Source organism: Streptomyces sp. CC0208 (genome assembly GCF_003443735.1).
In the GTDB taxonomy this organism is placed as follows: domain Bacteria; phylum Actinomycetota; class Actinomycetes; order Streptomycetales; family Streptomycetaceae; genus Streptomyces; species Streptomyces sviceus.
The window spans coordinates 5,695,693-5,715,651 of sequence record NZ_CP031969.1; the positions used below are offsets into that span (position 1 = coordinate 5,695,693).

Consider the following 19,959-nt stretch of genomic DNA (forward strand, 5'->3'; position numbering starts at 1 on the left):
GACCTCGAATCTTGCGGCCTGGAGCGTCTCGCGTTTGAACGCCGCGTTGAAGGACTCGGCGAGCGCGTTGTCTGCGCTGGAGCCGATCGCGCTCATGGACTGGCGGACGCCGGCTTGGTTGCAGGCGTCGGCAAAGGCCCGACTGGCGCGCCTGAGTGACGGAGGGCCCGGCCGGGCGAGCCGGCCGGGCCCTCCGTCGCCCCGCGGCATCACCTCGAGCCGCGGGTGTGGGAAGCAAGGTCAGTGGTGGCGGCCACCGTGGCGGTGGTGGCCCCAGGACGCGTCGTCGATGAAGCGGTCGTGGTCGTTGCGCAGGGTGGCGGTGTCGGAGTGGTTGTCCCACACCTCGTTGTGGCGGTCCATGTAGAGGTCGCTGTCGGTGTCGCGGCCCCTGCCGGTGTGGACGCGGACCGTGGCGCGCCCCTCAAGGCGGTAGTGGTCGAAGGTGTAGGTGTCGCCGTCCTCGTTCGTCAGAGTCCAGCCGTCGAGGTTGACCGTGCGGCGGGAGGTGTTGGTGAGCTCCACCCACTCCTTGTTCAGCGAGCGCCGCGAACGGTCGTCCCAGCCGGGTGAGTCGTACTGGACCGCGCTGATCTCCACCTTCGTGCGGTCGGGCCGGGCGTGGTCGGCGGCCGACGCCGGCAGCGCGACTGCCCCGACGATCGCGGCGGCCGCGAGAGCGGCGGCGGACAGGCGACGGGCGGTCACCGTGGAAGAAGACACAAGGCCCCCAGGCTGTACGGGCACCCGCCCGCCCCGGGGCCCTGACAGCAGAGCGGGTGGGACGGGTTGGTGCGGTGTGCGGGTGGCGGCCGGTCGGCCGCACACCCACACCATGGCCGTGTCGTGCAGGTGGTGAACGCGATACGGGCGGTCCGTTACTGTTCATCCGCATTGCTGTGACTGTCGCTTGTATCGTCCATTCATGCGGCATATGCGCGAAGTTGACGCCCCGCCATGCCGAGATCACGTACGGGTGTTGGCCGCCCCACCGTTATCACCAGGACGCGCCACCCCACCAACCGCACGACCCTCACCCGTGAGTGTGTAACAGCGCTCGGACTCTGCGCCGGTGCTGTTGCCTACGGGCGGCTGGTCAGGCGCGGCCGGCCTGCAGTTGTACTGGTCGGAGAACACGATGAGCCGCCGATGACGCCGTCGGCGTGACATCGCCCGGCAACCGCAACCACACACAGCCGTCCGGGGCTCTCCCCCTGCACATCCACTCCCTGCTGAAGGAGACCGACGTGAGCCTTGCCCTTGACCACCACACGCCGCACACCTTCGTCGACCCCTACGCCGCCGACCCGGCAGAGACGGCCTGGCCCCCGGCCGCCGGGCAGGACACCGACTGCCTGCTCCCGCCGCCCAACCCCGGCGAGCGCCTCAGCATCCTCATCAGCCCCCGCGACCAGCGCCGCCTGGCCCTGCACGCCGCACTGACCGCCGCCGGCATCCCGCCCCGGCCCGAGGACCGCGACGCCATCGACCAGCTCAGCACCCTGTCCCCCAGCATCAACACCACCCTGCAACGCTGGCTGAACCACACGCTGTGAAATGGACGCGCACACACGAGGTCCGCCCATGCGCGCTGGGCTCGTGCCAGACGACGCATGAGGTCGGGCAACCTTTACGCCGTCGCACCGCGCCCGTATGCGGCCCGCACCGCCTCGACCGCCTTGCTCATAGGTGTCGGCCTGGGTGTCGATCGTCAGCTGCCCACCCGGCCCGCCCGCACCTCCTGCGCGCCGTCCCACCCCTCCCGGTACTCCACGTCCGGCAGCCTGCGGAAGCGCACCAGTTCCTCCGCCACGTCGGCCACCCGCTCCGGGTCCGCGATGGGCGTGCGCAGGGCCGTGATCACGGTGTAGAGCAGCACGTCGTAGGAGTTGAGTCCGGTCAGGGCGTAGTACCAGCCCTGGCGTTCCTCCCAGTCGAGCCGGATCCCGCCTTGGCCGCTGGTGCGGGAGACGTCCCAGGCGAGCGTCATGTAAGTGGTCAGGCCGCGCTCCATGCCGTGGTGGCTGGCCCGACGGTGCCTGGCGGGATACCCCGATGGGTGAGGGCGTCGTCGACGGCCTGGACGTAGGGCCAGTGCGGCGTCCCGTGGGGTGCACCGCGTGATCCTGGCGGGTCCAACAGCACGGGTCTACCCGCCAGGCGCCGCGGGGAGGCACGCTCCGGCGGCCAGATCGCCAGGGACCTCGCCGTGTTTGTCACCTGGGTCGACACCGAATGCCGACGTCTGGGCCGACCGACGTCATCCCCCCGGACGAGCGCGGCCGCCTCACCGCCTCCCGGTTCCGGCGCACCCTCGCCTGATGCTCCAGGGGTGCGCCGGCTCCTACGATTCCGGGTTCCCCGACGGATACGGCTTCGGGGACTGGCTCTACCGCTTGGAGATCCTCGCCGACGACACCCAGGCCCTCGAAGACGGGGAGCACGTCAGCGCCCTGCCGCCGACGCCTGATCCGAGGCGCCCCCGACGACCCCCGCACCCTCAACCCCGCGGCACCCCCGAAGACCCCCGAACCATCAACTCCCCCCGCACGGTCGCGATCCCCCCGGGCGGCGGCTCCTCCCGCCCCATCGCGATCCGCCCCGCCCGCGCCCCCGCCTCCGACAACGGCAACCGCACCGTCGTCAGCGCCGGCACCGCGTCGATGCTGAACGGCAGGTCGTCGAACCCGGCGACGGACACGTCGTCCGGAATCCGCAGCCCCGAGTCCCGCAGGGCCGCACACGCCCCCAGCGCGACGGAGTCGTTCGCGGCCACCACAGCCGTCAACGACGGATCCCGCCGCAGCAGCTCCAGCGTGGCCTCGTACCCGGACCGCCGGTCGTAGCGGCCGTACACGGTCCACCGGGGGTCCTCCTCGATCCCGTGCGCCGCCAGGGCCGCCCGGTGTCCCTCCAGCCGGTGCCGGGTCGTCGTCCGCTCCTCGGGGCCCGCGATGTAGCCGAGCCGCCGGTGCCCGAGCCCGATCAGGTGCTCGGTCAGCTCGCGACCCCCGCCCCGGTTGTCGAAGGTCAGCGCGAACGCCCCGGTCTCCGGCGCCGGCGGCCGCCCGCACAGCACGATCCGCGTCCCCGCGTCCGCCAGCTTCCGCAGCTTGGCGGACATCGCGGCCTGGTGCGGCGCGGCCTCCGTCGCCCCGCCCGTCAGGACGACCGCCGCCGCCCGCTGCCGCTGGAGCAGGGTGAGATACGTCAGCTCCCGCTCGGGGGAGCCCCCGGTGTTGCAGACGACCCCGAGCCGCTCACCGCCCGCGCGCCCGCCCGGCCCCCCGATCTCCGACTGGATCGCACCAGCCATGATCCCGAAGAAGGGGTCGGCGATGTCGTTCACGAGGATCCCGACGAGGTCCGAGGTGGCGGCGGCGAGCGAGCTGGCCGGTCCGTTCAGCACGTAGTCCAGCTCGTCCACGGCCCGCAGCACCCGCTCACGGGTGGACGCGGCCACGGGGTAGTTCCCGTTCAGTACGCGCGACACCGTCGCGGGGGAGACCTGGGCGCGGGCCGCCACGTCCGCCAGGGTCACCGTCATCTCGTCGTCCTCCGGTTGCGCGCCTCAGCGTGCCGCAGCGTGCCGCGGTGAGCCCTGGCGCATCTCAGTCGTACTCCGTCGTACACGCGGGCCCCCACGGCCCGGTTCCGAGCCGACCTTAAGGCCAATACCCCCGGTTGTTCGCCCCCTCGAACAACTCGCCCCCGTCGCGCTCTTGTCCAGACCGCTGGTCAGAGGCTAGCTTCTTCTTAGATAGAAAGCGCTTGCTGTAACGCTCATCAGTAGGGCGTGCGCGGCGCGCACAACCGCGTACGACTCCTATGAAGGGACTGACGTGACACGCAAGACGGTGCGTATCGCCATGAACGGTGTGACGGGGCGCATGGGCTACCGCCAGCACCTCGTCCGCTCGATCCTCGCGATCCGCGAGCAGGGCGGTCTCGACCTCGGCGACGGCAACGTGCTGTGGCCCGAGCCGATCCTCGTGGGTCGCCGTGAGCACGCGCTGAAGGCCCTCGCCGAGCAGCACGGCCTGGACCCGGCGAACATCTCCACCGACGTGGACGCGGTCCTCGCCGACCCGACCGTCGAGATCTACTTCGACGCCCAGGTGACCTCCGCGCGCGAGGAGGCCATCACGAAGGCGATCGCCGCCGGCAAGCACATCTACACCGAGAAGCCCACCGCCACCGGCCTGGACGGCGCCCTGGAGCTGGCCCGCCTCGCCGAGGCGAAGGGCATCAAGCACGGCGTCGTCCAGGACAAGCTCTTCCTGCCGGGCCTGCTCAAGCTGAAGCGCCTCATCGACGGCGGCTTCTTCGGCCGGATCCTCTCGATCCGCGGCGAGTTCGGCTACTGGGTCTTCGAGGGCGACTGGCAGAGCGCCCAGCGCCCGAGCTGGAACTACCGGGCCGAGGACGGCGGTGGCATCGTTGTCGACATGTTCCCGCACTGGGAGTACGTGCTCCACGAGCTCTTCGGCCGGGTGAAGTCCGTGCAGGCCCTCACCGCCACCCACATCCCGCAGCGCTGGGACGAGAACGACAAGCCCTACGACGCCACCGCCGACGACGCCGCCTACGGCATCTTCGAGCTGGACGGCGGCGCCATCGCCCAGATCAACTCCTCCTGGGCCGTCCGCGTCAACCGCGACGAGCTCGTCGAGTTCCAGGTCGACGGGACGGAAGGCTCCGCCGTCGCCGGTCTGCGCAACTGCCGCGTCCAGCACCGCAGCGCCACCCCCAAGCCGGTCTGGAACCCGGACATCCCCGCCACCGAGGTCTTCCGCGACCAGTGGCAGGAAGTGCCGGACAACGCAGAGTTCGACAACGGCTTCAAGGCCCAGTGGGAGCTCTTCCTCAAGCACGTCTACGCCGACGCCCCCTACCAGTGGGACCTCCTCGCCGGCGCCCGCGGTGTCCAGCTCGCCGAACTGGGCCTGAAGTCCTCGGCGGAGGGCCGCCGTCTCGACGTCCCGGAGATCTCGCTGTGACGATCCAACTGCCCACCGGAAACGGGGGATTCAAGGCGTACGAGCCCCGCGAGGAGCCCTTCGCCGCCACCCCCGGCACCCCCTTCACCTCCCGTACGGTCTTCTCGGCGGCGCACGTCGTCGCCGACCCGTTCGCCGACACGACGCCGGACTCCCCGGCCGCCGTCGACTGGGACGCCACCCTCGCCTTCCGCCGCCACCTGTGGTCGCACGGACTCGGGGTCGCCGAAGCCATGGACACCGCCCAGCGCGGGATGGGCCTGGACTGGGCGGGCGCGGCCGAACTGATCCGCCGCAGTGCCGCCGAGGCCAAGTCCGTGGGCGGTCTCATCGCCTGCGGTGTCGGAACCGACCAGCTCACCGGCCCGGCGACCCTGGACGAGGTGCGGGCGGCCTACGAGGAGCAGCTCGCCCTCGTCGAGGAGTCCGGCGCCCAGGCCATCCTGATGGCCTCCCGGGCGCTCGCGGCCGCGGCCAAGAGCCCCGAGGACTACCTGGAGGTCTACGGCCACCTCCTGCGCCAGGCCACCGAGCCGGTCGTCCTGCACTGGCTGGGCCCGATGTTCGACCCGGCCCTGGAGGGCTACTGGGGCTCCAGCGACCTCGACGCGGCCACGGACACGTTCCTCCAGGTCATCGCCGCCCATCCGGACAAGGTCGACGGCATCAAGGTCTCGCTCCTCGAAGCCCGGCGCGAGATCGACATCCGCCGCCGGCTCCCGCAGGGGGTGCGCTGCTACACCGGCGACGACTTCAATTACCCCGAGCTGATCGCGGGCGACGACCAGGGCTTCTCCCACGCCCTGCTCGGCATCTTCGACCCGCTGGGTCCGCTCGCGGCCGAGGCGGTCCGCGTCCTGGACACGGGTGACGCCAAGGGCTTCCGCGAACTCCTCGACCCCACGGTCGAGTTGTCCCGCCACCTCTTCCAGGCGCCGACCCGCTTCTACAAGACGGGCGTGGTGTTCCTCGCCTGGCTGGCCGGCCACCAGTCGCACTTCACGATGGTCGGCGGCCTCCAGTCGGCCCGTTCCCTCCCGCACTTCGCGCGCGCCTACGAACTCGCCGACGGCCTGGGTCTGTTCCCGGACCCGAAGCTGGCCGAGGAGCGCATGAAGAACCTGCTGTCCCTGTACGGGGTGACTCAGTGACCGACCTGTCCCGCTTCTCCATCAACCAGATGACGGTCAAGCAGCTGTCACTGCCGGAACTGGTCGCCGCCTGCCGCGAGCTGGGCATCGCCAACCTCGGCCTGTGGCGCGAGCCCGTCCAGTCGTACGGCGTCGAGGAGACGGCCAAGCTGGTCCGTGACGCGGGTCTGACCGTCACCACGCTGTGCCGGGGCGGCTTCTTCACGGCGATCGACCCGGACGAGCGGGCCGCCGCCCTGGACGACAACCGGCGCGCGGTCGACGAGGCCGCCACCCTCGGCACCGACACCCTGGTCCTGGTCTCCGGCGGCCTCCCGGCCGGCTCCAAGGACCTGCACGGCGCCCGTGAGCGCATCGCGGACGCCCTGGCGGTGCTGGGCCCGTACGCGGAGGAGCACGGGGTGCGGCTGGCCATCGAGCCGCTGCACCCCATGTACGCCGCGGACCGCTGTGTGGTCTCCACGCTCACCCAGGCCCTCGACCTGGCCGAGCGCTTCCCCGCCCAGCAGGTCGGCGTCACGGTGGACACGTACCACATCTGGTGGGACGACCACGCGCCCGCGCAGATCGCCCGGGCGGGCGCGGGCGGCCGTATCCACACCTTCCAGCTCGCCGACTGGACGACCCCGCTGCCGGAGGGCGTGCTGAACGGCCGCGGGCAGATCGGCGACGGCGCGATCGACATGCGGGAGTGGCAGCGGTACGTCGAGGCGGCCGGGTACACGGGCGCCATCGAGGTCGAGCTGTTCAACGACGCGCTGTGGGCCCGCGACGGCCGCGAGGTCCTCGCCGAGACCGCCGAACGGTTCGTGACGCACACCCTCTGAAAGGTCTCCCGCGGGCCCTGACAAAAAAATCCGGAAGACCGTACAACCCTTCCCGCACCTGGCCGGTCGTACTTGGCATCAGGACTCTTGGAGGGGGATCCGGGGGGATCGCGGGGGTTCTGACGGGGAGGGAAAACCGAGGGGCCCGGTCCATGGACCGGGCCCCTCGAAACATCTCCGCGGGCGGTTGTCGGAACGGGCGGGTGTCAGAAGAAGACCCCGCAGCGCAGCAGCACATTCGCGTACGGGCGTGCCTCGCCCGTGCGTACGACCAGCCGCGCGCCCGCCGACAGCACCTTGAGCTCCTCGTGGGAGACCAGGCGCAGTGCGGGGAAGCGGGCGTCCAGCAGCTCCGCGGCCGCCGGATTGGCGTCCCGCACCTCCGCGGCCGCCGTGCCCCCCTCCACGACCAGCTCGGCGAGCAGCCCGTCGAGGACCTCCGCGAAGGACGGCACCCCGGCCCGGAAGGCCAGGTCCACCACGCGCGGCCCGTCGGGGATCGGCATCCCGGCGTCGCACACCAGCACCCCGTCCCCGTGCCCCAGCTCGGCCAGCGCGCCGGAGAGCTGACGGTTGAGTATCCCGGCCTTCTTCACGGCGCCCCGACCTCCTCCGCGGTGGGGAAGGAGTCCTGCGCACCCTTCCGGGTCACCGCGACCGCCCCGACCCGGGACGCGTACGCGGCCGCCTCCGCCAGTCCGGCACCGGCCCCCAGCCGGAACGCCAGCGCCGCAGTGAAGGCGTCTCCCGCGCCCGTCGTGTCCACGGCGTCCACCTTCACCGACGCCACCCGGGTCACGCCCGCCGAGGACGCCACCAGCGACCCCTCGGCGCCCAGCGTCACCACCACCGACCGCGGTCCCTTCGCGAGCAGCAGCCGCGCCCAGTCCTCCGGCACGTCGCTCACGCACGCGTCCCCGAGGATCACCTTCGCCTCGTGCTCGTTGACGATCAGCGGATCACAGGCGGCCAGGATCTCGGTGGGCAGCGGCCGCGGCGGCGACGGGTTCAGCACGAACCGGCTGTCCGGCGACAGGTTCCGTACGACCTCCACGACCGTCTCCAGCGGGATCTCCAGCTGGGTCGACACCACCCGGGAGGCGTGGAAGAGGCTGACCGCGGCCCGCACGTCCCCCGGTGTCAGACGCCCGTTGGCGCCCGGTGAGACCACGATGCTGTTGTCCCCCGACGGGTCGACGGTGATCAGCGCGACCCCCGTCGGCGCCCCGCCCACCAGCACCCCCACCGTGTCGACCCCGGCCGCCCGCAGCGAGTCGAGCAGCAGCCGGCCGTGCCCGTCGTCGCCGACCCGGGCCAGCAGGGCCGTACGCGCGTCCAACCGGGCCGCCGCGACCGCCTGGTTGGCGCCCTTGCCCCCCGGGTGCACGGCCAGGTCCGAGCCGAGCACCGTCTCACCGGCCGCCGGCCGCCGCTCCACGCCGATCACCAGGTCGGCGTTGGCCGACCCTACGACCAGAAGGTCGTAGTCGTACATGAGTGACTCCCCTAGTCAGTGACGCGGGGCGGGCGGTCGAAGCGACCGCCCGCCCTTACGCCGTCGTCAGCCCGTGAAACCGGCCACGTTCTCCTTCGTGACCACCTTCACCGGCACCTTGATCGTCTCCTCGACCTTCTTGCCCTGAAGGGCCTTCAGCGCGTTGTCCACCGCGATTTTGCCGAGTTGGGAGGGCTGCTGTGCCACGGATGCGAAGAGCGTGCCGCCCTTGACCGCGTTCAGGCCGTCCGGGGTGCCGTCGAAGCCGACCACCGAGACCGACTTGCCGGCCTTGGAGCCCAGCGCCTTGATCGCGCCGAGCGCCATCTCGTCGTTGGCGGCGATGACGCCCTGGACGTCCGGGTGGGCCTGGAGCAGGTTCGACATCACGTCGAGACCCTTGGTGCGGTCGAAGTCGGCGGGCTGCTGCGCGACGACCTGGATGCCCGGGTAGGCCTTCAGACCCTGCGCGAAACCCTGCGCCCGCTCACGCGCCGCCGACGTACCGGCCTGGCCCTGGAGGATCACGATCTTGCCCTTGCCGCCGAGCTTCTCGCCGATGGTCCTGGCGGCGAGTTCACCGCCGGCGATGTTGTCGGAGGCGACCAGCGCGTCCACCGACGCCTTGTTGACGCCCCGGTCCACCGCGATGACCGGGATCTTCGCCTTGTCGGCGGCCTTCACCGAGTTGCTCGCCGCGTCCGAGTCCACCGGGTTGACGATGATCGCGCCGAGGCTCGAACTGGTGAAGTTCTGCAGTTGGTTGGCCTGCTGGGAGGCGTCGTTCTGGGCGTCCGTGACGGTCAGGTCCACGCCCAGCTTCTTCGCCTCGGCCTGGGCGCCCGACCGGATCTGCACGAAGAAGGGGTTGTTGAGCGTGGAGAGCGACAGGCCCACCTTCGGGTTCGCCGTCGAGGACGAGTCGTTGTGCAGGAAGGAGGTCGCGCCGACGATCGCCACGGTGACCACGGCCGCGAGACCGTACGTCGCCGCCTGGCGCCCCTTGCCGCCCTGCGGGGCACCGGCCACCGGGGTCGCCCCGGCCTTGCGGCGCAGGGTGTCCAGGAGCACCGCCAGCGCGATGACGACACCGATGACGACCTGCTGCCAGAACGCGGACACGTTCAGCAGGTTGAGGCCGTTGCGCAGTACCGCGAGGATCAGCGCGCCGATCAGCGTCCCGGACGCCTTGCCGGTGCCGCCCGCGAGCGAGGCGCCGCCGATGACGACCGCGGCGATCGCGTCCAGCTCGTAGCCGTCGGCGGCCTGCGGCTGCGCCGAGGACAGCCGGGCGGCTAGCACGACACCCGCGACGGCCGCGAACACACCGGAGAAGGCATAGATGGCGAGCTTCTGCTTCTTCACGCGGAGACCGGAGAGGCGGGCCGCCTCCTCGTTGCCGCCGATCGCGTACATGGAGCGGCCGATGTACGTCCGTCCCAGCACGAAGGCCGCGAGGAGCCCCATGACGACCATCACGAGGACGGGCACCGGCAGCCAGCCGCCGAGCGTGTCACCGAGGTGCGAGACGGAGTCGGGGAAGGCGATCGGGGAGCCCTCGGAGATCACCAGCGACAGACCGCGCGCGACGGAGAGCATGGCCAGCGTCGCGATGAACGGCGGGAGTTTGCCGTACGCGATGAGGAAGCCGTTGACGAGACCGGCCGCGATGCCGGTGACGACGGCGAGCACCACCGCTATGAAGACCGGTACTCCGTGCTGCGTCGCGCTCCAGGCGAGCACGGTGGCCGACAGGGCCGCCACCGAGCCGACCGACAGGTCGATGCCCGCCGAGACGATCACGAAGGTCACACCGAAGGCGAGGATGGCGGTCACGGCCGCCTGGACGCCGACGTTGAGCAGGTTGTCGGTGGTCAGGAAGTCGCCGGACAGCGCCGACATGGCGATGACGAGGACGATCAGCGCGGTCAGCGCGCCGTTGTCGAGCAGGAGACGGCGCAGACCACCCGCGCTCGCCCCGCTCTTGAGCGTGTCAGTGGCCACCGGGGGCCTCCTTCTCGGTCTTGACGGTGTTCGTACTGACGGCGAGTGCCATCACGGAGTCCTGGGTGGCCTCGTCGGCGTCGAGTTCGCCGGCGATCCGGCCCTGAGCCATCACCAGCACCCGGTCGCTCATGCCGAGCACCTCGGGCAGATCACTGGAGATCATCAGGACGGCGGCACCGGCCGCGGTGAGTTCGTTGATGAGCTGGTAGATCTCGACCTTGGCGCCGACGTCGATCCCGCGCGTGGGCTCGTCGAGGATCAGCACCTTGGTGTCGGCGAGCAGCCACTTGCCGATGACGACCTTCTGCTGGTTGCCGCCGGAGAGCGTCCTGACGTGCTGGTGCAGGCCCGCCATCCGGACCCCGAGCTGCTCGGCGATCCGGGCGGCGGCATCCCGCTGGCCCTTGATGTCGACGAGCCCCGCGCGCGTGGCGGCCCGCATGGTCACCAGACCGAGGTTCTCCTCGACGCTCTGGTCGAGCACCAGGCCCTGGCCCTTGCGGTCCTCGGGGATGAGGCCGATCCCGGCCGCCATGGCCGCGCCCACGTCATGGCCCCTGAGGGCGGTCCCGCCGACCTTCACGCTTCCCTTGTCGTACGGGTCCGCGCCGAACACGGCCCGCACGACCTCGGTACGACCGGCCCCGACAAGGCCGGCGATGCCGACCACCTCACCGGCGTGCACCTCGAAGCCGATGTCGTGGAAGACGCCGTCCCGGGTGAGGCCCTCGACCTTGAGCAGGGCCGCCCCGGTGTCGCCGCGCTCGCGCGGGTACTGCTGCTCGATCGAGCGCCCCACCATCAGGCGTACGAGTTCGTCCTCGGGCGTGGTGGCAGGCACCTGCCCGACGGACTTCCCGTCCCGGATGACCGTGACCCGGTCACCCAGCGCGGCGATCTCCTCCAGGTGGTGCGTGATGAAGACGATGCCGACGCCGTCCTCGCGCAGCGTGCGCACGATCGCGAAGAGCTTGTCGACCTCCTCGGAGGTGAGCACGGCGGTCGGCTCGTCCATGATCAGCACGCGCGCGTTCAGCGAGAGCGCCTTGGCGATCTCGACCATCTGGAGCCGGGCGATGCCGAGTTCGCGGACCCGCGCGCGGGGCGAGACGTTCACGCCGACCCGCTTCAGGAGCACCTCGGCGTCGGCCTCCATCGTCTTCCGGTCGATCATCCCGAACCGGCGCGGCTGCCGGCCCAGGAAGATGTTCTCGGCGACCGTCAGATCGGGGACGAGGTTGAACTCCTGGTAGATGGTGGCGATGCCCAGCCGCTCGGCGTCCTGCGCCCCGCGGATGTGCACCTCCTCGCCGTCCACCAGAACGCGGCCCTCGTCGGGGTGGTAGGCGCCCGACAGCATCTTGATCAGCGTGCTCTTGCCGGCGCCGTTCTCGCCGAGCAGTACGTGCACCTCGCCCCGGCGCAGGTCGAAGTCGACGCCGTCGAGCGCGACCACTCCGGGGAAGGACTTCCGTATGCCCTCGATGCGCAGCAACTCGTCCTCGTTGCTCACGACGTGCTCCTTTGCACAGGGTTGGGGTCCTCGCCGCAGGAGCGGCGGACCACGAGACGGGCGGGGAGGGTGACCGACTCGGGTGGCCGCCCCTCGATGCGGTCGACGAGCGCGCGCACGGCGGCCCGCCCCAGCTCGCCCGTGGGCTGGGCGATCGCGGTGATCGGCGGATCGGTGTGCACGAACCACGGGATGTCGTCGAACGCGGCCAGGGCGAGGTCCTCCGGCACGCGCAGCCCACGCGCGCGTACGGCGTCCAGCGCGCCGAGTGCCATCAGGTTGTCGGCCGCGAAGACGACCTCGGGCGGCTCGGGCAGGTCGAGGAAGCCCTCGGTGACCCGCCGCCCGCTCTCGGCCTGGAAGTCGCCCTGCCCTATGTAGGCGTCGGGCAGCTCCAGGCCGTACGCCTGGAGAGCCTCACGGAAGGCCGCCACGCGCTCCTGGCCGGTCGTGGTGGCGGCGGGCCCGGCGATGATGGCGAGCCTGCGGTGCCCGAGGCCGTGCAGGTGAGCGACGAGATCGCGCACGGCGGCCCGCCCGTCGGCCCTGACCACCGGCACGGCCACGCCCGGGATCCACCGGTCCACGAACACCATCGGCGTCCCCGCGCGCACGGCGTCCAGCATCAGCGGGGAGCCGCCGTCGGTGGGGGAGACGAGGAGTCCGTCGATCCGCCGGTCCAGCAGGTTCCGTACGTGGTGGTCCTGCAGATCCGGGCGCTCGTCGGCGTTCCCGATGATCACGCTGTAGCCCAGCGCGCGGGCCTCCTCCTCGACGGAGCGGGCCAGCTCGCCGAAGTAGGGGTTCAGCACGTCGCTGATGACCAGGCCGAGGGTGTGGGTCTGGTCGGTGCGCAGGGAGCGGGCGACGGCGTTCGGGCGGTAGCCCAGGGCCTCGACGGCGGCCAGCACGCGGGTGCGTGCGTCCGCGCTGACCGATGGATGGTCGTTGAGGACACGCGACACCGTGGCGACGGAGACCCCCGCCTCGGCAGCGACGTCCTTGATACTCGCCATCGCCGCTCCACCTCCTTGTGGAATCGATTACACGACTTCGCGTAGGAGGATTGGAATCGATTACACGGCCAGAGGCAAGACCTCGATACCGGATCGTGATGTCAGACCCCGGCGGTACGGTCGGATCATGACCGATCAGGCGGGGGCCTCCACGGGCGAACGACGACTGGCCGTACTCGAAGGCGTACTGGAACGCATCACGTACGCCAACGAGGACAACGGCTACACGGTCGCCCGAGTCGACACCGGCAGAGGCGGCGGCGACCTCCTCACCGTCGTCGGCGCGCTGCTCGGCGCCCAGGTCGGGGAGTCGCTGCGGATGGAGGGGCGGTGGGGCTCCCACCCGCAGTACGGCAAGCAGTTCACCGTCGAGAACTACACGACCGTCCTGCCGGCCACCGTCCAGGGCATCCGCCGCTATCTCGGATCAGGGCTCGTCAAGGGCATCGGGCCCGTCTTCGCCGACCGCATCACCCAGCACTTCGGCATCGACACCCTGAAGATCATCGAGGAGGAGCCGAAGCGGCTCGTCGAGGTCCCCGGCCTCGGACCCAAGCGCACCAAGAAGATCGCCGACGCGTGGGAGGAACAGAAGGCGATCAAGGAGGTCATGCTCTTCCTCCAGACCGTCGAGGTGTCCACCTCCATCGCCGTGCGCATCTACAAGAAGTACGGCGACGCCTCGATCTCCGTCGTGAAGAACCAGCCCTACCGGCTCGCCTCCGACGTCTGGGGCATCGGATTCCTCACCGCCGACAAGATCGCCCAGTCCGTCGGCATCCCGCACGACAGCCCGGAGCGCGTCAAGGCGGGCCTCCAGTACGCCCTTTCGCAGTCCACCGACCAGGGCCACTGCTACCTCCCCGAGGAACAGCTGATCGCCGACGCGGTCAAGCTCCTCCAGGTCGACACCGGCCTCGTCATCGAGTGCCTCGCCGAACTCGCCGAGCCCGACGAGGAGTCGGGGCAGGAGCCGGGGGTCGTCCGCGAGAAGGTCCCCGGCCCCGACGGTCATGAGGTCACCGCCGTCTACCTCGTCCCCTTCCACCGCGCCGAACTCTCCCTCTCCGCCCAGCTGTTGCGGCTCCTGCGCACCGACCAGGACCGGATGCCCGGCTTCCGTGACGTGGCCTGGGACAAGGCGCTGGGCTGGCTGAAGTCCCGTACCGGTACCGAGCTCGCGCCCGAGCAGGAGGCCGCCGTCAGGCTCGCGCTGACCGAGAAGGTGGCCGTGCTCACCGGCGGCCCCGGCTGCGGCAAGTCCTTCACCGTGCGTTCGATCGTGGAGCTCGCCCGCGCCAAGAAGGCCAAGATCGTCCTCGCTGCCCCGACCGGCCGGGCCGCCAAGCGTCTCGCCGAGCTCACCGGCGCCGAGGCCTCCACCGTCCACCGGCTCCTGGAGCTGAAGCCCGGCGGCGACGCGGCCTACGACAAGGACCGCCCGCTCGACGCCGACCTGGTGGTGGTCGACGAGGCATCCATGCTGGACCTGCTGCTCGCCAACAAGCTGGCGAAGGCGGTGCCTCCGGGCGCACACCTGCTGTTCGTCGGGGACGTCGACCAGCTGCCCAGCGTGGGCGCGGGGGAGGTCCTCAGGGATCTGCTCGCCGAGGGCGGCCCGGTCCCCGCGGTGCGCCTCACGCGCGTGTTCCGCCAGGCCCAGCAGTCCGGTGTCGTCACCAACGCGCACCGGATCAACGCCGGGCAGCATCCCGTCACCGAGGGCATGAAGGACTTCTTCCTCTTCGTCGAGGACGACACCGAGGAGGTCGGCCGGCTCACCGTGGACGTGGCGGCCCGTCGGATTCCGGCCAAATTCGGGCTCGACCCGCGCCGGGACGTCCAGGTGCTCGCCCCCATGCACAGAGGCCCCGCGGGCGCCGGCACCCTCAACGGCCTGCTCCAGCAGGCCATCACCCCGGGCCGCCCCGACCTCGCCGAGAAGCGGTTCGGCGGCCGGGTCTTCCGGGTCGGCGACAAGGTCACCCAGATTCGCAACAATTACGAGAAGGGCGCCAACGGCGTCTTCAACGGCACCGTGGGCGTCGTCACCTCGCTCGACCCGGTCGACCAGCGCCTGACCGTGCTGACGGACGAGGACGAGGAGGTGCCGTACGAGTTCGACGAACTGGACGAACTGGCCCACGCGTACGCGGTGACCATCCACCGTTCCCAGGGCAGCGAGTATCCGGCCGTGGTGATCCCGGTCACCACCAGCGCGTGGATGATGCTCCAGCGGAACCTGCTGTACACGGCGGTCACCCGCGCCAAGAAGCTCGTCGTCCTGGTCGGTTCGCGCAAGGCCATCGGTCAGGCGGTGCGCACGGTCTCGGCGGGACGGCGGTGCACGGCGCTGGACTTCCGGCTCGCGGGCCGGTGACGAGCGTCAATGGTGAGGCAACACAAAAAATGATCGATCAAATGAGTCACGTGGATCACAGAGCCCTTCCGGAAGCGGGTGGAGAGGGGCAGGATGAGCAAGTTGGCGGCACTCAGTGCCGCTGATACGCCCAACGGCCGACCCCGAGTGCACTCTCCTGCGCCAAATGGGGGATGGTAGAGACAGTCAGGGCAACCTCGAAGAAGAGGCACAACGTCGGTGAGGGATGACGTGAGCGACAACTCTGTAGTAGTGCGGTACGGCGATGGCGAGTACACCTACCCGGTGATCGACAGCACCGTCGGCGACAAGGGCTTCGACATCGGAAAGCTCCGCGCCCAGACCGGTCTGGTCACCCTGGACAGCGGCTACGGCAACACCGCGGCCTATAAATCCGCCATCACCTATCTCGACGGCGAGGCCGGCATCCTCCGGTACCGCGGCTACCCGATCGAGCAGCTGGCCGAGCGCTCCACCTTCCTGGAGGTCGCTTACCTCCTTATCAACGGTGAGCTTCCGACCGTCGACGAGCTCTCGAGCTTCAAGAACGACATCACGCAGCACACCCTGCTGCACGAGGACGTCAAGAACTTCTACCGGGGCTTCCCGCGCGACGCCCACCCGATGGCCATGCTGTCGTCGGTCGTCTCCGCGCTGTCCACGTTCTACCAGGACAGCCACAACCCCTTCGACGAGAAGCAGCGCAACCTCTCGACGATCCGCCTGCTCGCCAAGCTTCCGACGATCGCGGCGTACGCGTACAAGAAGTCGATCGGCCACCCGTTCGTGTACCCGCGCAACGACCTCGGTTACGTCGAGAACTTCCTCCGTATGACCTTCTCGGTCCCGGCGCAGGAGTACGAGCCCGACCCGGTCGTGGTCTCCGCCCTCGACAAGCTGCTGATCCTGCACGCGGACCACGAGCAGAACTGTTCGACCTCGACGGTCCGCCTCGTCGGCTCGTCCCAGGCGAACATGTTCGCGTCGATCTCCGCCGGCATCAACGCCCTGTGGGGCCCGCTGCACGGCGGTGCCAACCAGTCCGTCCTGGAGATGCTGGAGGGCATCCAGGCCTCCGGCGGTGACGTCGACTCGTTCATCCGCAAGGTGAAGAACAAGGAGGAGGGCGTCCGGCTGATGGGCTTCGGCCACCGGGTCTACAAGAACTTCGACCCGCGCGCGAAGATCATCAAGGCTGCCGCGCACGACGTCCTGTCGGCCCTCGGCAAGTCCGACGAGCTGCTGGACATCGCGCTCAAGCTGGAGGAGCACGCGCTCTCCGACGACTACTTCGTCTCGCGCAGCCTCTACCCGAACGTCGACTTCTACACGGGCCTGATCTACCGCGCCATGGGCTTCCCGACCGAGATGTTCACGGTCCTGTTCGCCCTCGGCCGCCTCCCGGGCTGGATCGCCCAGTGGCACGAGATGATCAAGGAGCCGGGATCCCGCATCGGCCGCCCGCGCCAGATCTACACGGGCGTGGTCGAGCGCGACTTCGTGCCGGTGGAGCAGCGCTGACACCTGCCGGTGAGCTGGGGGCGTCGCTCGGGCGGCGCCCCTTCAGTGTTTCCGGTGCGTGGACGTGTCCCTTGTCGGGCGTCCGCGTCAGATCTGCACGGGTGTCGTCGAGCGGGACTTCGTCCCGGTCGAGCAGCGCTGACATTCAGGTCGGTCGGGGGGTCGGCTGCCGGTTTCCGGGTGACCGGTCCCACTCAAGGGGCGCAGGGAACTGCGCGACCAGCCCCCACCGGGTTGCAGTCGAACGACGACGTACAGCACCACGAACCCCCCGGCTCGATCCGTGAAGCGAAAAGCGGAAGGCGCCCTGGCGACGGTCCCCCCACGGGCCGGCGTCCAGGGCGCCTTCCCATGTCCCGGTGCGGATTCCCCCCACGGGATCCGGCCGGGCGTCTGAGAGACCAGCGCCTGAATTCGCTGTCTTCCGGTATTGCTGTCACTGCTGTTTGAGCAGAACGAGCAAAACTCCTCGTACTGCTCCAGTGTGCGGTCTGCCGGGACAGCGCACGGTCGGGAGGGCCGCTCAAAGCTTCCCTAAGTGCGTGCCCCGGCAACGCAGCTCCGAGGAAGTCCCCCAAGACATCCTCAGACGTCAGTCGGCGCCCCCCAAGACGCTGCCTGACATCGCCAACTTAGACCTTCGAACCCCTTCGATGGTTACGTTCGCATCACTGTGATCTGCGTCTCTTGCAAATGTCCGTTAGATACGCAAGAGCCCGGATACGGCGAACAGGACCCCGGCGTAAGGACGATGCGCGAGTCTTGTGAAGAGCTTATGTGAGTGGGGCTCCGGACTCCAGAGGGGGGTCCGTCAAAGGATCCTCAACGGAAGGCACGCAGCCGCAGGCTGTTGGTCACCACGAACACCGAGGAGAACGCCATCGCCGCCCCGGCGATCATCGGATTCAGCAGCCCGGCCGCGGCCAGCGGCAGCGCGGCCACGTTGTAGCCGAAGGCCCACACGAGATTGCCCTTGATCGTCGCCAGGGTGCGTCGGGAGAGCCGGATCGCGTCCGCGGCCACCCGCAGGTCCCCGTGCACCAGGGTCAGGTCCCCCGCCTCGATCGCCGCGTCCGTCCCGGTCCCCATGGCGAGCCCCAGGTCGGCGGCGGCGAGCGCGGCCGCGTCGTTGACCCCGTCGCCGACCATCGCGACGACCCGGCCCGCGTCCTGAAGCCGCCGTACGGCGTCGACCTTGTCCTCGGGCAGCACCTCGGCGATCACCTCGTCGATCCCGACCGTGCGGGCCACCGCCTCGGCCACCGTCCGGTTGTCCCCGGTCAGCAGGACCGGCGTGAGCCCCAGCGCCCGCAGCGACCGCACCGCCTCCGCGCTGGTCTCCTTGACCGCGTCGGCGACGGCCAGGACACCGCGTGCCACGCCGTCCCACCCGACGACGACAGCCGTACGACCGCCCCGCTCGGCCTCTTCCTTCGCCCGGGCCAGCTCGGCGGGCAGCACGTCGAACAGCCGCCCCACGGCCACCTCGTGGCCCTCCACACGGCCGCGTACGCCCTTCCCCGGGACGTTCTCGAACCGCTCGGCCTCCGGCAGCGGTCCCACCCGCTCCTCGGCGCCCACGGCGACCGCCCGGGCGACGGGATGCTCGGAGGCGTGCTCCAGGGCGCCCGCGAGCCGCAGCACCTGCTTCTCGTCGGCGCCGTCGACGACGTAGACCTCCTGAAGCGTCATCCGGCCGGTGGTGACGGTGCCGGTCTTGTCCAGGACGACGGTGTCGACGCGCCGCGTGGACTCCAGGACCTCGGGGCCCTTGATGAGGATGCCGAGCTGGGCGCCGCGCCCGGTGCCGACCATGAGCGCGGTCGGCGTGGCCAGGCCCAGCGCGCACGGACAGGCGATGATCAGCACGGCGACGGCCGCGGTGAACGCGGCGACGGTGTCCCCGGTGGTGCCGAGCCAGGCCCCGAAGGTGGCCGTCGCGATGAGGAGGACGGCCGGCACGAAGACCGCGGAGACCCGGTCGGCCAGCCGCTGCACCTCCGCCTTGCCGTTCTGCGCGTCCTCCACCAGCTTCGCCATCCGCGCGAGCCGTGTGTCGGCCCCGATCCGGGTCGCCGCCACGACGATCCGTCCGCCGGCGTTGACGGTCGCGCCGGTGACGGCGTCCCCGACACCGACGTCCACCGGTACCGACTCGCCGGTCAGCATCGAGGCGTCCACGGCCGAGGCGCCCTCGACCACGGTGCCGTCCGTCGCGATCTTCTCGCCCGGCCGTACGACGAACCGGTCCCCGACGGCCAGCCGCTCCGCCGGGATCCGCACCTCGCGCCCGTCCCGCAGCACGCTGACGTCCTTGGCGCCGAGCTCCATCAGAGCCCGGAGAGCGGCCCCCGCGTGACGCTTGGCGCGGGCCTCCAGATAACGGCCGAGCAGGATGAAGGCGGTGACTCCCGCCGCCACTTCGAGATAGATCGTCGAGGCACCGTCCATGCCGCCGACGGTGAGCTCGAACCGCTCCCGCATGCCCGGCATCCCCGCGTCACCGAAGAACAGGGCCCACAGCGACCAGCCGAACGCGGCGAGGGTCCCGACCGAGACGAGGGTGTCCATGGTGGCCGCGCCGTGCCGGGCGTTCGTCCAGGCGGCCCGGTGGAAGGGCCACGCGCCCCAGACGACGACGGGCGAGGCGAGGGTCAGCGCGAGCCACTGCCAGTTGTCGAACTGGAGGGCGGGGGCCATGGAGAGCGCGATGACGGGGACGGCCAGCGTGACGGAGACGAACAGCCGCTGCCGCAGGACGGCGAGCTCGGGGTCCGTGTCGTCGCGGTCGTCGGGCCGCTGTACCGGGGGCGCCGGCTCCTGTGCCGTGTAGCCCGTCTTCACGACGGTCGCGATCAGATCGGCGACCTCGACCCCCGCGGGGTAGACGACCTTCGCCTTCTCGGTCGCGTAGTTGACCGTGGCGGTGACGCCGTCCATCCGGTTGAGCTTCTTCTCGACCCGGGCGGCACAGGACGCACAGGTCATCCCGCCGATGACGAGCTCGACTTCGGACACGGGTGCTATCGGGGCCGTGGTGGACATGTGC

At 70.5% G+C, this 19,959-nt stretch carries 15 protein-coding genes and 1 pseudogene; 6 read left to right on the forward strand and 10 right to left on the reverse strand.

The genetic code is table 11. The features are described from left to right. Positions 1-9 precede the first annotated feature (9 nt). Both D1369_RS26200 and D1369_RS26205 read right to left on the reverse strand, forming a co-directional pair. Positions 10-144 (reverse strand): annotated as a pseudogene (locus D1369_RS26200) (IS3 family transposase); the annotation flags it as partial. Positions 145-240: 96 nt separating this feature from the next. After that, a complete protein-coding gene (locus D1369_RS26205) occupies positions 241-708 on the reverse strand; it encodes a lamin tail domain-containing protein (RefSeq protein ID WP_037900113.1) in 468 nt (155 codons plus the stop codon). A gap of 539 nt (positions 709-1,247) precedes the next feature. On the opposite strand from D1369_RS26205, the gene D1369_RS26210 reads away from it, so the two are divergent. Beyond that, complete coding sequence (locus D1369_RS26210) at positions 1,248-1,556, forward strand: hypothetical protein (protein ID WP_240436097.1); 309 nt, start codon at positions 1,248-1,250, stop codon at positions 1,554-1,556. A 155-nt stretch (positions 1,557-1,711) separates the two neighbouring features. Here the strand turns inward: D1369_RS26210 and D1369_RS26215 are convergent, their stop codons facing one another. After that, on the reverse strand, positions 1,712-2,014 hold the full coding sequence (locus tag D1369_RS26215) for a DUF6292 family protein (RefSeq protein WP_007382181.1): 303 nt from the start codon (positions 2,012-2,014) through the stop codon (positions 1,712-1,714). 486 nt (positions 2,015-2,500) lie between these two features. Next, a complete protein-coding gene (locus tag D1369_RS26220) occupies positions 2,501-3,547 on the reverse strand; it encodes a LacI family DNA-binding transcriptional regulator (protein ID WP_007382180.1) in 1,047 nt (348 codons plus the stop codon). A gap of 295 nt (positions 3,548-3,842) precedes the next feature. Between D1369_RS26220 and D1369_RS26225 the strand changes: the two genes are divergently transcribed. The 3 genes from D1369_RS26225 to D1369_RS26235 are packed head-to-tail and all read left to right on the forward strand — an operon-like array spanning position 3,843 to position 6,978. Next, positions 3,843-5,000 (forward strand): Gfo/Idh/MocA family oxidoreductase, encoded by a 1,158-nt coding sequence (locus D1369_RS26225; protein ID WP_037900112.1) that lies wholly within the window; start codon positions 3,843-3,845, stop codon positions 4,998-5,000. Continuing rightward, on the forward strand, positions 4,997-6,151 hold the full coding sequence (locus tag D1369_RS26230; protein WP_007382178.1) for a dihydrodipicolinate synthase family protein: 1,155 nt from the start codon (positions 4,997-4,999) through the stop codon (positions 6,149-6,151). The genes D1369_RS26225 and D1369_RS26230 overlap by 4 nt, the downstream gene beginning before the upstream one ends. Further along, on the forward strand, positions 6,148-6,978 hold the full coding sequence (locus D1369_RS26235; protein WP_007382177.1) for a sugar phosphate isomerase/epimerase family protein: 831 nt from the start codon (positions 6,148-6,150) through the stop codon (positions 6,976-6,978). The genes D1369_RS26230 and D1369_RS26235 overlap by 4 nt, the downstream gene beginning before the upstream one ends. A gap of 206 nt (positions 6,979-7,184) precedes the next feature. On the opposite strand, the gene rbsD is transcribed toward D1369_RS26235, so the two are convergent. The 5 genes from rbsD to D1369_RS26260 form a co-directional block, all read right to left on the reverse strand. Beyond that, positions 7,185-7,574, reverse strand: a complete 390-nt coding sequence (rbsD, locus tag D1369_RS26240; RefSeq protein WP_007382176.1) for a D-ribose pyranase — start codon at positions 7,572-7,574, stop codon at positions 7,185-7,187. Continuing rightward, positions 7,571-8,473 carry a ribokinase gene (locus D1369_RS26245; protein ID WP_007382175.1) on the reverse strand — a complete coding sequence of 301 codons (903 nt, stop codon included), beginning with the start codon at positions 8,471-8,473 and terminating at the stop codon, positions 7,571-7,573. Before D1369_RS26245 ends, rbsD begins: the two co-directional genes overlap by 4 nt. Positions 8,474-8,539: 66 nt before the next feature. Next, complete coding sequence (locus D1369_RS26250; protein ID WP_007382174.1) at positions 8,540-10,477, reverse strand: substrate-binding domain-containing protein; 1,938 nt, start codon at positions 10,475-10,477, stop codon at positions 8,540-8,542. Further along, positions 10,467-11,993, reverse strand: coding sequence for a sugar ABC transporter ATP-binding protein (locus D1369_RS26255; RefSeq protein ID WP_037900110.1), 1,527 nt, complete (start codon positions 11,991-11,993; stop codon positions 10,467-10,469). The genes D1369_RS26250 and D1369_RS26255 overlap by 11 nt, the downstream gene beginning before the upstream one ends. Continuing rightward, entirely contained in the window at positions 11,990-13,009 is a 1,020-nt protein-coding gene (locus D1369_RS26260) for a LacI family DNA-binding transcriptional regulator (protein ID WP_007382172.1), read from the reverse strand. Before D1369_RS26260 ends, D1369_RS26255 begins: the two co-directional genes overlap by 4 nt. 127 nt (positions 13,010-13,136) lie before the next feature. On the opposite strand from D1369_RS26260, the gene D1369_RS26265 reads away from it, so the two are divergent. Both D1369_RS26265 and D1369_RS26270 read left to right on the forward strand, forming a co-directional pair. Next, entirely contained in the window at positions 13,137-15,389 is a 2,253-nt protein-coding gene (locus tag D1369_RS26265; RefSeq protein WP_007382171.1) for an ATP-dependent RecD-like DNA helicase, read from the forward strand. A gap of 231 nt (positions 15,390-15,620) precedes the next feature. Next, positions 15,621-16,910 (forward strand): citrate synthase, encoded by a 1,290-nt coding sequence (locus D1369_RS26270; protein ID WP_007382170.1) that lies wholly within the window; start codon positions 15,621-15,623, stop codon positions 16,908-16,910. Between the two features lie 822 nt (positions 16,911-17,732). On the opposite strand, the gene D1369_RS26275 is transcribed toward D1369_RS26270, so the two are convergent. Then, positions 17,733-19,955 carry a heavy metal translocating P-type ATPase gene (locus D1369_RS26275; protein WP_037900107.1) on the reverse strand — a complete coding sequence of 741 codons (2,223 nt, stop codon included), beginning with the start codon at positions 19,953-19,955 and terminating at the stop codon, positions 17,733-17,735. Between the last annotated feature and the right edge of the window lie 4 nt (positions 19,956-19,959).